This is a genomic window from Lyngbya sp. PCC 8106, assembly GCF_000169095.1.
Taxonomy (GTDB): Bacteria; Cyanobacteriota; Cyanobacteriia; order Cyanobacteriales; family Microcoleaceae; genus Capilliphycus.
In genome coordinates this window covers 21,574-35,238 of sequence record NZ_AAVU01000041.1, presented here as the reverse complement: position 1 = coordinate 35,238, position 13,665 = coordinate 21,574, and the positions used below count along the sequence as shown (strand labels likewise).

Annotated in this window: 9 protein-coding genes; 4 read left to right on the top strand and 5 right to left on the bottom strand. The window is 41.3% G+C overall.

All coding sequences use genetic code 11. The features are described from left to right. Window positions 1-57 precede the first annotated feature (57 nt). The gene (locus tag L8106_RS22570) at window positions 58-837 is read right to left on the bottom strand and encodes a photosystem II S4 domain protein (protein WP_009786785.1); all 780 of its coding nucleotides are present in this window, start codon (window positions 835-837) and stop codon (window positions 58-60) included. A 103-nt stretch (window positions 838-940) separates the two neighbouring features. Then, window positions 941-1,450, bottom strand: coding sequence for a hypothetical protein (locus tag L8106_RS22565; RefSeq protein WP_009786784.1), 510 nt, complete (start codon window positions 1,448-1,450; stop codon window positions 941-943). Window positions 1,451-1,928: 478 nt separating this feature from the next. On the opposite strand from L8106_RS22565, the gene serA reads away from it, so the two are divergent. Continuing rightward, window positions 1,929-3,512: a phosphoglycerate dehydrogenase gene (serA, locus tag L8106_RS22555; RefSeq protein ID WP_009786782.1), complete on the top strand. Its 1,584-nt coding sequence runs from the start codon at window positions 1,929-1,931 to the stop codon at window positions 3,510-3,512. Window positions 3,513-3,674: 162 nt separating this feature from the next. Then, window positions 3,675-4,565, top strand: a complete 891-nt coding sequence (gene prmA / locus L8106_RS22550; protein ID WP_009786781.1) for a 50S ribosomal protein L11 methyltransferase — start codon at window positions 3,675-3,677, stop codon at window positions 4,563-4,565. Window positions 4,566-4,587: 22 nt separating this feature from the next. Here prmA and L8106_RS22545 read toward each other — a convergent pair whose 3' ends face one another. The 3 genes from L8106_RS22545 to L8106_RS22535 all read right to left on the bottom strand — a co-directional run bounded on the left by L8106_RS22545 (window position 4,588) and on the right by L8106_RS22535 (window position 8,550). Then, on the bottom strand, window positions 4,588-5,208 hold the full coding sequence (locus tag L8106_RS22545; protein WP_009786780.1) for a chorismate lyase: 621 nt from the start codon (window positions 5,206-5,208) through the stop codon (window positions 4,588-4,590). 155 nt (window positions 5,209-5,363) lie between these two features. Further along, a complete protein-coding gene (locus L8106_RS22540) occupies window positions 5,364-6,104 on the bottom strand; it encodes a trans-aconitate 2-methyltransferase (RefSeq protein WP_009786779.1) in 741 nt (246 codons plus the stop codon). Window positions 6,105-6,162: 58 nt separating this feature from the next. After that, on the bottom strand, window positions 6,163-8,550 hold the full coding sequence (locus L8106_RS22535; RefSeq protein ID WP_009786778.1) for an ATP-dependent helicase: 2,388 nt from the start codon (window positions 8,548-8,550) through the stop codon (window positions 6,163-6,165). Between the two features lie 308 nt (window positions 8,551-8,858). On the opposite strand from L8106_RS22535, the gene L8106_RS22530 reads away from it, so the two are divergent. Then, window positions 8,859-9,716, top strand: a complete 858-nt coding sequence (locus L8106_RS22530) for a segregation/condensation protein A (RefSeq protein ID WP_039896998.1) — start codon at window positions 8,859-8,861, stop codon at window positions 9,714-9,716. 110 nt (window positions 9,717-9,826) lie between these two features. Beyond that, complete coding sequence (locus L8106_RS29895; protein ID WP_009786776.1) at window positions 9,827-13,627, top strand: EAL domain-containing protein; 3,801 nt, start codon at window positions 9,827-9,829, stop codon at window positions 13,625-13,627. Window positions 13,628-13,665 lie beyond the last annotated feature (38 nt).

The window sequence follows — 13,665 nt, the reverse complement described above, 5'->3', positions numbered from 1 at the left end:
TATATTTCGACGGCTATGATTCGGGCGCAAGCCTTGCGCCCCTACAGAGAAAAACCCTTACTGATATCTCGTTAACTGAACACGATACCGTTCTTTTTTTGTCACAGCAACTTCCCCAACTTCTAAGCGCCCTTTTCCGCGAATTGCGATTAAATCTCCCGACTTAACTTGATAACTCGCTTGACTAATATCTTTCCAATTCACCCGCACATCTCCCCCATCAATTAAACTCACCATTTTGCTGCGAGACATTCCAAACCCCGCAGACGCCACCGCATCTAACCGCATGGAAGCTTCAACAGTTGTCATTTCTTTTTTCTTAGGTGGACGTATCTTTAACTCACTTAATTCTATGCGTTTTGTTTTGACGGGAACGGAACGAACTTGAGTCAAATTCATTTCTAAAAATTCGACTAATTCAGGAACAACAACCGCGTGGGCGCCTCGTTCTCCCAAGACAATAATATCACCTGTTTTTTCCCGAACAATACCTGTTCCGAGCATCGAACCTAAAAAATCTCGATGAGTAGCCGTATCAAAGAGAAAATTCCCCGAAATATCAATCGCTTCAACTGCAACACTAGAATCATCTAAAGGAAGTTCTTCACGAGCGATCGCAATGCGTTGACGTTCAGCTTGGGGATAACCGCCTCCTGTAACTAATTGTACCTCAGTGAGACGGTTAAAAATGCGTTGCGCCTCTGCCAGTTCCGGCGGTGAAAGAAAGTCTGTATAGGTGACTTCCCAGGTTTTTATCGCTTGTTCGGCTTGATCGATCACCCGAGCAATACAATCTCGATTTTCAACACTATTTAACAGTTCTTCTCTAGGCAGCATTCGTTGATTTTAGAGGTTAAATGATCAGTTTTGCAGGTAAAGTTTTTAATATTCAAGTTCACTATTATCATAACATAAATCAGTGAAACCGGAATAAATCGTGTTAACTGGGTGCGGCATAACCTTGAATATTTTCGGGTTCAAACTGACGTAAAACGCTCGTTGCTTTGCGAGTTGAACTTTCCGAACCTTCAACCACAATCAGATATTTTCCAGCATTTAATCGGTTGCGATAAGGTAAAGCATCACCACCCCCAACAATTAAACCGACACCGCCTCCGGCAACGATACTTCCTAAACCGCCCGAAATCCCTCCGAGAATCCCACCAATAATATGATTACCAATTTCTCCAGCCCAATAAAACGTATTTAATCCCGTGATCAAACTAAACGTATAACCCGCCACAAACCCAAAAGGAATCAGCCAAAACGCCATAAACTTGACTTGTTTCCAAGCTTGTTCTTGGGGATCAATTAAGCCATACTCATCAGCACTTTTGTATCCTTGACCTAAAATGGATACTTTCTCCGTCGGGAAACCTTCTTTTTCCAAAGCAACATAAGCAGCTTCGGCAGAGATGCGATCGCTCAATACGGCTACGAGATAGTTCATAGATGCAAAAAAAATGTTTTAATCCGCTTTTATTGATGAAAAAACTGCTCTTTAGAAGGCAGTCCTCTGTCATTTTACCTGATTTTATACAATTGAGGACTATCAAGATCAATAAATGTGCAGAAAAAAATCCACCAATTATCCGCCCTCAAAATCCTTAATTTCAACTGTCGAAAGAGAGAAATTTGTCAGGCTGAATTTTTGGAGATTAAAAGTGAACAGCCCAAGTCAAATCAAGGAAATCCAGTCGCGATCGTGCGCCACCTGTAGAATCGATTGACTATTTTTTTGGTCACAAAGCTTAATTTTTTCCAACAATCAGCCCAAAAAAGTCCCCCAAAGCAGGTAGAATAACGTACTGCGGTATTATAAACACCAGAAAAGAGATCTGATCCAACAGATTCTCCAAACGGTAAAGACCCCAATCCATAACGGGGTAGCATCTCCCGCCCTACTGTTGCAACCCATTTGCATAATTATGCCTAAGGTTCTTGTCTCCGATTCAATCGATCCAGCTGGAATTGATATCCTGTCCCAAGTGGCGCAAGTCGATGTGAAAACAGGCTTACCCGCAGAGGAATTAGTCAAAATTATTTCAGAATATGATGCTTTAATGATACGTTCCGGCACTCGCGTCACCCAAGAAATAATTGAAGCAGGCGTTCAGCTTAAAATTATTGGTCGAGCCGGTGTCGGAGTCGATAACGTCGATGTAGCCGCCGCTACACGAGCGGGAATCGTTGTCGTGAATTCTCCCGAGGGAAACACCATTGCTGCTGCTGAACACGCCCTGGCGATGATGTTATCCTTATCGCGCTACATTCCCGAAGCCAACCAATCGGTTAAAAGTGGTAAATGGGATCGTAAAAAGTTTATCGGCGTTGAAGTCTATAAAAAAACCTTGGGAATAGTTGGCCTCGGTAAAATTGGTTCCCACGTCGCCGCCGCCGCCAAAGCAATGGGGATGAAACTTCTAGCTTTTGATCCCTACATTTCCCAAGAACGAGCCGATCAACTCAGTTGTCGCTTGGTAGACTTAGAGCTATTACTGCAAGAGTCTGACTACATTACCTTGCATATGCCCAAAACGAAGGACACGTATCACATGATTGATGCGAAAGCCTTCGAGAAAATGAAACCCACCGCCCGAATTATTAACTGTGCGCGAGGGGGAATTATTGATGAAGCGGCTTTAGTCGAAGCTCTCAAACAAGGCCAAATTGCCGGGGCTGCAATTGATGTTTATGAAAATGAACCCTTAGAAGCAGAATCACCCCTAAGAGCATTAGATCAAAAATTGGTTCTCACGCCCCACTTAGGCGCCTCCACCGAAGAAGCCCAAGTTAACGTTGCGGTTGATGTCGCCGAACAAATTCGAGATGTATTACTCGGTTTACCTGCACGTTCTGCGGTGAATATTCCCGGTTTGTATCCCGACGCCCTAGAAAAACTCAAGCCTTATCTTCAGTTGGCGGAAACCTTGGGAAATCTGGTGAGTCAGTTAGCTGGAGGACGAGTTGATTTCTTAGATGTTCGTCTACAAGGGGAACTCGCCACCAACAACAGTCAGCCTGTGGTTGTTGCTTCTCTCAAAGGCTTACTTTCTCAAGCATTGCGCGAACGAGTAAACTATGTCAACGCCAGCATCGAAGCCAAAGAACGGGGGATTCATGTGATTGAAACCCGCGATGCTTCAGCCAATGACTACACGGGTTCGTTACACTTAGAAGCCAAAGGTTCTTTAGGGACTCATTCAGTCACCGGAGCATTACTGGGTTCGAGTGAAATGCGGATTACCAATATTGATGGTTTCCCGATTAACGTTCCTCCGACTCACCATATGCTATTTACCTTACACCGGGATATGCCGGGAATTATTGGTAAAATTGGCTCTCTTTTGGGCAGTTTTAACGTTAATATTGCCAGTATGCAAGTCGGCCGAAAAATTGTCCGGGGTGAAGCGGTTATGGTCTTAAGTATTGATGACCCCTTACCCGAAGGTCTCTTAAGTGAGATTATGAAAGTACCTGGAATTCGGGATGCTTACACCGTTACTCTCTAAGTCGAATTGGCAGTAGAAATCGATTTGGAGTTCGGAAGGTGTGATCGGGGGGTTTTTCCTGAGCTTCTACTGGATAATAGTAAAAAGGCTCAGGCTCACTCAATGCGGATGTCTGCCGACAAGCCATCACAAATTCCGAATTCCGAATTTTGCAGGATTGACATGATACATAGCTGGTGGGAAATTCAAGTTCTATGCGATCCCGTGTTAGAAGAATCTATCTTCTGGCGTCTGGAAAGTTTTGGCTGTCGAGGAACAGCAAGTCAGAATCAAAACAATTCCTGCCTAGTTTCAGCTTATCTTCCTGAAGAAAAAGCTCATTTATTAGATTTAGCCGCACTCGCTCTCTGGCTGCGTCAAGATGCGCTGTGTATGGAAACTAGCCTTCCGGTTGTCCAATGGAATCTCATTGATGAACAAGACTGGGCGAGTAGCTGGAAAAAACATTGGGAACCCACAAAGATTGGTGATTATTTCTTGATTTATCCGGCTTGGCTAGAAACACCTGCTAAGTCTGATCGCATTTTGTTACACCTCGATCCGGGTGTTGCTTTCGGAACAGGCGCTCATGCTACAACTCAGCTTTGTCTAGAATCAATTGAAATGCGGTTGAGTGTCAAGCCGGAAAATTTGGTTGTCGCAGATGTTGGCTGTGGTTCTGGGATATTATCGATTGGGGCGTTGCTGTTGGGGGCGACTAAAGCCTACGCGGTTGATATTGATCCGATGGCGGTACGTTCGGCTCGTCAAAATCGCCAACTGAACAATCTTTCTGCTACACAAATGAAAGTAGAACAGGGAGGAATTGAAGAAATTATTCAGTTAGTGAATGAGCCTGTTGATGGAATTCTTTGTAATATTTTAGCAGAAGTCATTATTGATTTAATTCCTAAATTTACTGTGATTACTAAACCGACAACCTGGGGAATTCTCAGTGGAATTTTACTCGACCAAGCTAAACCCATTGCTGATACTCTCGAACAACATGGGTGGATAGTTGCAACACTTTGGAAGCGCCAAGACTGGTGTTGTTTTAACATTCGACGTTCTTAGTCAAAGGCAAAAGCGGAGATGTTCACTGTTTTATCACCCCTGGCATCGGCCCTAAATATTGAGTTAAATAAGGCGAAAATACCTCATAAATGAGCGTCAACGGTTTACCCTGATGCCAAAATAAATAATGACGCCCCCAAAACGGCCCCTGTTGTTCAAAAGCTAACTCTAAAGCCTTCGACTCCCCATAATATAATCCCTGTACATCCCGATATAACTCTGTTCTCAGACGGGCTAAACTCGCCCAAATTGGCAAGGAACGGTTTTGTAAATATTCATCAACATGACTCGCTTCCCACCAAGACGCCGCATAAGCCAGTCGTTGTCCTGAAGCGGTTTTTAACCAAACTTGTCGCCGTAGTCGTGGCCCGGGTACTAATTCAATGGCATCCGGGGCGCTATCTCTATCTATCCCCACAGGCGACATATCAATCACATCCACCTCTGTCGGTTCGGTTGTTAACAGTTGCAAGTGACGAGTCGGAGAACCATCGCCTAGTAACAAAATTTGCCACGCCGGAGACAGTTGGCTATGGGGTAAGCCCTGACGAACTTTTTCTTCTCCGCCCTCCCAGTGGGTACGGAGACGGTGCCAAGCGGTTGGCTGTTGAATGGGGTCAGTTGATTTTAAACTAGCAGTCAAAGCTCTTTACATTTCTTAATCTTCAGTTTATTATCATAGCGTGTTTATTCTCTAAGAAGATCAAGCTCACAACTTAGCTTAACCCCAATACATCCTCATAGAGTTCACCGACAGCACATTTAAAGCCAATTGAAGTGAGTTCAAGTTTATCTTCTCTATTTGCTTGCTGTAATAAAAACAAAACGGTCAGGAAATTCAAGAATAGACTGTTGAGCATACTTTTGGGACATTTCTGCTAAACCTTCTGCTAATTGTTGATCGTCAAAGAACGAAAGTAAGGACATATAGCGATTTTCCACCATTTTAAAGTATTGATCTTTGGGAATAGCATGAAGATATTCAACAAAATTTACCGAGACGTTAAAGCCTACTTTTTCAAGCAAGTTGCTGAGATTATTATAGTGAGGCTGACCTTTTTTATATCGCTCTAAAGCTTCGCTGAATAAAGGATAATCGATAGTCGGAGGCAGAAGTATCAACAAGAAAATCCCGTTGGGAGGTAGTCTTTTGAATAAGCTGCTGAATAGTAACTCTTGCTCATTTATATGATGAATAACTTCTTTCATAAAAACCTTATTGTAAATTTCCGGTTCGGAAAGAAAATTAATTGCATCTACCGCCCTAGTTTTATATTGATAACTTGATGGCAATTGTGAGAGCATCTCTTCAGAAGGGTCTACACAGATAATCGGATTATCTAACGGTATCTGCTTAACAATTGATTGGGAATACATCCCCGTACCGCAGCCCAAATCGACCAGAGTATCCGTTGATTTTAAGCGTAAATATTTGATTATATTTGCAGTCATAAATCTCATGTAATCTTCCGAAAAAGACCATAAATCATTATAAATACTGCCAATGTTTTGATAGTGTTTTTTGTTTTTTCCGCCCATGTCTAGAATTCCTATTTTTGCTTATTATACACTATTATATCTAGCTCAGTGCATATTTCTACGACTTAAAATGATCGGGAAAACGTTCTTTTAATGCGGGTAAAATCGGACAAGGTTTTTGATCTTGTAAATTTTCCGGTTTGTGCCAAGAATAAGGGGATTGACGCGCCGCAGACATCCACAATAACTGTTTCGCCCTTGTCATTGCTACATACAATAAACGGTATTCTTCTGCTGTTTTTAAATATCCTGCCTGTTCCCAAGCTTGCATTACATTGGGTAAGGGATGTTGTTGATGCAAATTAGCCCGAATTTGTGCGCGTGCGACTTCTGATAGGGTAAACTCTCCTAAGAAGCGACTTTGAGGTAAAACCCGTAAACTTCCCGGAATTGTTTGTTCATGTAGAAACGGTAAAAACACATAATCCCAGTCTAAACCTTTGGCTTTGTGCATAGTAATAATTGTGAGTTGACCCTTACGAGTAAATATACTCTCATTTGATTCATCTTGATCGACAATATCAACGGTTTCAAATCGTTCTGAACTGACAATTTCATTCAACACATTAACAATAGCCGGAATTGAATTATTCCCTAAAGTTTGTTTAACAATTCGTTCGGCTAATTTATCTGCTGTCGCTAATTCACTGCGTTCATATTGCAATGTTAATGCTAAAAATGAAATCAGTTGAAACGGGGCTAATTCTAAACGGGCTTGTAACAAACCCCGACAAAAAAGCCGACATTTCCGAACCTGATCAGAGGGCGAAGTCTCTAGAGGGCCAGGATAAAGAAATTCTTCCGGTTGAATCACTAAAGCGTTAAAATCTTGATTGGGAATTAATTGGCGATCGCTAAAGACTTTTAACGCAGCTTTAAGATAATCTGGAGAATGAGGACGATCAATAAACTGTAATAATGATAAGATTTCAGCCGGAATACGCGAATTTCGGGCGGCTAAAGACGCATCATAAATTTTAATCGGATGCTCTCTTAAATCAACTTTAAAATTAAATTCATCAGGACGAGTCAACAAATTAGAAATAAATTCCCCTTGTTTATTTTCCCGGACTAAAATCGCAAATTTACCATCAGGATTATCTTGAATTAATTGAATCACTCGCTCGGCAATTAATTCTACAGTCTGATAAACATCAACAGGTCGATACAGTTCTAAACCCAAACCGACGGGGGAAGGATTGGGATTCGATTGAGGATCGCCTTCCGTTACCGGACGAATTTCTTGTGCTTGAAACGGCTTTTCTGTTCCGGCTAACTGAGAATTATTCACCCATTTTAACACAAAATTAGCCGCATCAATAATAATCTGTGAACTTCGCCCCGCTTGATCCATCGTTGCCAAACGATCTATCTGTTGACAGTCTTGACAAAAGTTGCGAAAATAAATCGGATCAGCCGGAGTAAATGTCGAATTAATCGCTTGATTGGGATCACCAACTCTAACTAAATTTAAAATATTGTCTGAAGTTGAATCTGTTGCTAATATTTTCAGTAACTCTGTTTGTAAAGGGGTCGAATCTTGGGCTTCATCTTCAAAAACTGCAAACACTCGTTCTTGCCATTGCTGACAAACCCGATCATTTTTGAGAACCCGCAAAGCGGCTAAAATCATCTCATCATAATCGATGAACTGACGTTGTTTTAGCAATTTCTCGTAATTTTCATACAACCCTGCCGCGATCGCTAAAATCTCATATTCATCCGGAATAATTGTCGCTAAATCTCGTAAATCAGAAGGCTTTAAACCCGAACTTTTTGCCTCTTGAATCACTTTCCAAGACAAGTCTGGTAAAACTTCTGTTCTCAACACCGACTGACGCCGCAACCGTTCAGTTTCTTCCCCATCAAACTGCATTCCTTCGATTAAGCGCTGATAGTGGCGAGGATAATTATTGATCCACAACTCTACACAAGTTCGGGTTAAACGATTACTCGGAGTCGGTAAAATTAGCGTCGAATTCTCTAGATCTAAACCCGATAATTCTGGATGTTGGCGGGCGATATTCAAAGCCAGGGCGTGTAACGTATAGACCAAAAAACCGCCCATCGGTAAACCCAGATTTTTCAGTTGTTCATTAATTTTAGACCGAATATTAGCTGCTGCTGCCCGAGTAAACGTCACTACCACTAACTGACGATGAGTATTAAGATGATAACGGGCGATCGCAATAGCCGCAGCAGATGCCATTCCGGTAGACTTTCCCGCCCCTGGAACTGCCGACACCGCTAAAGGCCCGCCTTCCCAGTCTGCCATTTGTTGCTGTCCTGGGCGCAAACCGTCGCGAATTCCCTGCAATGCTGCTTCTCTAGAGGCCGGGATCGCTTTTGAGTCATTCCCGGTCAAAGTCAATGAAACGGACGCCGGATGGAGGGTTTGCGTCGAGCTAGAAGGTGAATTCAAGTCTGAATCAAAATCGTCTGTCAAGGTTAGAGACTACTATCAGAATATTGAGGGGGGTTTATTTTTTCGGTGTGACAAAATGGATAAACTTTTACCAAATGTCTATAGTTGATTACAATATCGTTAATTGTTGTCAGTCGTCAAGTGAATTATTGCAAAAGTCAGAAGCCAGAAGTTCAGTTTACAGAATGATTGTCATGTTGAGAGAAGCAAAGAATCTCAGACGCACACATTTTACTCCGGGTGACAGGATGAACACGGATAATTGATTAATGATCCCAATCAAACGGGTGACTGTAAAAATTCGCGCTCATTTAACGCTTAGAAATTCAATGATTGTCGAAACACCGCAAGATGCTTTAAATCAACTCTCCGAAGGAATTGCCCTGTTAATTGACTTGGCAAAACGAGGAGAAATTGACCCTTGGGATGTACAAGTGATTGAAGTGATTGATCGCTACTTGAGTCAACTCACGCCTCAACAAAATTCTTCTCCTGGTCAAAATTTTACTGAATTGTCTCAGTCGGGTCAAGCTTTTTTGTATGCTTCAATGTTGGTTTTATTGAAAGCTGATAGTTTAATGTCGGTTGATCCCTTAGAAGGAGATGGAGAAATAATCGTAGAAGAAGAATTTGTGGATGCTGAAAATGGGTTAAATGGGCTGCAACGTCCCCAAAATCTAGAACGTCAAATTCGACGACGAACTGTTGGTAAAGTCCCGCAAAAACGCCGAGTGACTTTGCAAGAATTGATTGATCAGTTACAATTAATGGCAACTGCGATCGCTGAACAAAAGGCACGTCCGAAGCGTCGTCAAACCAGTTCTCAAGCCAAAGCCCAAGCTGCAAAAGCGATCGCTGAACTTGCTCACCAAGAAAATTTAACTGAAACTGCAACTAAACTTGAACAATTATTCAGTAATCAATGGTCAGATTTTAGTGCAGAATGGTTAGATTTAGAAAAGCTTTTAGTGTTATGGTCAGATGCGACTGCCCCTGAAGCCCTATCGCCTGAGTTGTCTGAGGAAGACAATGATGAAGCCAATTTAGTTCATCAACCTCCTAATGAACGAGTCGGAGTATTCTGGGCATTATTATTGTTGTCGGCTCAATCTAAAGTAGAATTAACTCAAGAAGAATTTTACAAAGATCTTAAAGTTCGCACGTTACCAATGCCAGATTCTGTTTAATATTTAGGAGTCAGTTTTCAAGACAAAAAGTTGGTCAGAATAATTTTGATGTTTTTTGTTGAAAAAATGTTAAAGTTAGACGAAAACCTAATACTACAGGGAAGTTATCCATGTATCACTGGTTTAGTTTATCCAAAATTTATCTGTTCTCTCTAGTTTATAAAAAATATTATTTTTTGTCTCTTAAATTCGTCTCGATTTCAAGTGTATTTGATTCTTTAACTTATTTACAAACTTCCTCAATTTTAATCATCATAGCATACTTTATCTATCAAACAAAAAAGTCTAATTTTCAGACCGATGATCGCCCAATTAAACCAGAAATCAAAGAACATCAAACAACTGAAGAACTCTATCGTCAGACTGTCGAAAACTCTCCTAACCCGATATTTTCAGTCAACAAACAAGGTAAAATAAAAATTTGGAATGTAGCTTGTCAGCAAAACTATCATTATCATCAAGAAATCATCGGTCAGTCTTGGAAAATCCTATTGGCTGATGAAAGTTTATCTCCTCTTGAATCTATTCTCACCCAAGTCTTTCAAGAACAAAAGTCATTTAGTGGAGTTGAAATTACTTATCGAGGCGCAGATCAAACCAAACATTTTGCGATTTCCCGTCTTTATCCCTTGTTTGACTCTCACCAACAAGTCAGTCAATGTGTCATTGCCAATACTCACATTACAGAACGTAAGCAAGCCGAACTTGAACGGGACAAGTTACTCGGACAAGAACAGGCTGAAAAAATCAAAATCGAGAAAATTCTAGAGCGAATTAGTGATGGCTTTTTTGCCGTAAATCGTCAGTGGAAGATAACCTACTTAAACTCTCAAGCCGAGCCATTGCTCGGTAAAGACAACGAAGAATTAATCGATAAAAATCTCTGGGAAGCTTATCCCGAAGCAGTAAATACTCTGTTTTACCACAAATATCATCAAGCTTTAAACACAGATAAAACCGTTGATTTTGAAGCCTTTTATCCTCCCTTTAATTGTTGGTATGAAGTTCATGCCTATCCCGACGAAGACGGACTTTCTGTTTACTTTCGAGAGATCACGGAACGCAAACAGTCACAAATCGCTTTAAAAGAAAACGAACAATTTTTACAGACCATTTATGATAATACTCAATATGGCATCTTTATTATTGATGTCTTAGAAAATGGAACCTTTGAATATGTTGAGCTAAACCCGATCCATGAGCAACTCACCGGAATTTCAACCGCAGAAATACAAGGAAAAACCCCCGCCCAAATTCTTCCCCCGGAAATTGCCCAAGCAGTCGAACAAAACTATCGTCGCTGCGTAGAAACAGAAACCATAATCACCTACGAAGAATTTCTTCCCTTTCGCGGACAAGATCTTTGGTGGCTGACGAGTTTAGCACCCTTAAAAAATGACACTGGGCGAATTGTTCAAATCATCGGAACAGCAACCAATATTACCGCTCTCAAACAAGCCGAAACTCGTTTTCAAAATCTAGCCGCCAATATACCCGGAGCGATTTTTCGTTATATTTTGCATAGCGATGGTTCTGATTCAGTTATTTATATGAGTCCCGGTTGTTATAAACTCTGGGAAATTGAAGCCAGGGAAGTTGAACACAATACCGAAATTCTCTGGAAGCTCGTACATCCCGACGATTTACCCGGTATGCAACAATCAGTATTGCTATCGGCTCAGACCCTAGAACCTTGGTCTTATGAATGGCGAATTATCATGCCCTCCGGTATTCACAAATATGTGCAAAGTGCAGGTAAACCCGAACAACAAACCAATGGTGATGTGATTTGGGACACGATGATAATAGAGGTAACAGCCCTCAAACAAGCCGAAAAGCGTCTGCAAAACCTAGCGGCGAATTTACCGGGAGTAATTTATCGCTACGTCTTGTCTGCTGATGACTCTGATGCGGTGACTTATATGAGTCCAGGTAGCCGAACACTCTGGGAAATCGAATCCTCCGAGATCGAACAGGATGTTAAAGTTCTTTGGGAGTTGATCCATCCCGAAGATTTATCCAGAATGCAAGAATCGCTTCAGGTGTCTGCGGAGACTCTAGAACCCTGGACTTACGAATGGCGAATTACCACCCCCTCGGGTGATCAAAAATGGCTACAAACCTTAGCAAAACCCGAGAAACAACCCAACGGTGATGTGATTTGGGAGGGTTTAATTCTCGATATTAGCGATCGCAAACGAGCAGAAATGGCATTGCGCGAAAGCGAAGAACGGTATCGGTTATTGGCCGAAAATATGAGTGATCTCGTTTGTATTCACAATGCAGAAGGTCAATATCTCTATGTGAGTCCTTCTTGTCAGCTTCTACTCGGATATGACGACAAAGAACTGATTGGAGAAGATCCTTATACATTCTTTCATCCCGAAGATCGCTCACGCATTCTCCAAACGTCTCATCTGGCGGCTCTCAGTGGTGATCCGATTCCCATGACCTATCGGATGCGAAAAAAATCAGGAGACTATATCTGGCTAGAAACCCTAACTACACCAATTTTAAATATTAGGGGTCAAGTCGTTCGTCTACAAACCACTTCTCGGGATGTCACAGATCGAGTCCAAGTCGAACAACAACTCAGGCATGATGCCCTACATGACTCTCTGACGGGATTACCTAATCGGGATTTATTAATTAGTCGTATTGAACTGGCTCTCCAACGCTTAAAACGTTATCAAGACTTTCAGTTTGCGATTTTATTTTTAGATCTTGATCGCTTTAAAGTGATTAATGATAGTCTGGGTCATTTAGTCGGAGATGAACTGTTGATCTCTGTTGCTCAGACCTTACAGGGATTAATTCGTCCAGTTGATCTAGTGGCTCGGTTTGGCGGTGATGAATTTGTGATATTACTTGAAGAAATTGACAATATTAATGAAGCAATTTTAATTGCCAAACGCATGATCACAAAACTTCAATCTCCATTTATATTAAATCAACAAGAAGTATTTATTACGCCGAGTATTGGGATTGTTTATGGTTCGAGTGATTATCACCAAGCGATTGACTTGTTGCGGGATGCGGATACAGCCATGTATCGAGCTAAAGCAAAAGGGGGAGAACGCTATGAAATTTTTGACCCGTCTATGTATCTACAAGCCCTCAAACGTTTACACTTAGAAAATGATTTACGTCAGGCTTTAGATCGAGAAGAATTTATTTTATATTATCAGCCGATTATTTCTATAGAAACGGGAAAAATTACGGGAATGGAGGCTTTAATTCGTTGGCAACATCCTCAAAATGGGTTAATTCCTCCGTCTGAGTTCATCCCAGTCGCTGAAGAAACTGGACTAATTGTTCCGATGGGAATGTGGGTGTTAAAAACGGCTTGTTCTCAGATGAAAACTTGGCATCAACACTTTCCAAACACTCAAAATTTAAAAATCAGTGTCAATCTTTCCGCGCGACAACTACGAGAACCGACTTTAATTGAACAAATTAATCAAGCCTTAACTGAGATAGATTTTCCTCCCCAACTTTTAACTCTAGAACTAACTGAAAGTATGTTATTAGATGATATCGAAAATATTATGACATTACTCTCTAATATTCGATCCCATTCTATTCAACTCAGTCTAGATGATTTTGGCACGGGTTATTCTTCTCTGAGTTATTTACAACGATTGCCGTTAAATACTCTCAAAATTGACCAATCTTTTGTTAATTGTATTGGAGAACAGGGAGAAAATAGCGCAATTATAGACATTATTATGACTTTGGCAACAAAGTTAAATCTAGAAGTGATTGCAGAAGGAATTGAAACCCGAACGCAATTTGAATACTTAAAAAACATCGGATGTCCCTTTGCTCAAGGTTACTTAATTGCTAAACCTTTAACTGTCGAAGCTTTAACTGCATTATTTCAAGATGCTTGGCAATATAGCGCTACTTGAATCGGGAACAGGGAACAGGGAACAGGGAACAGGGAACA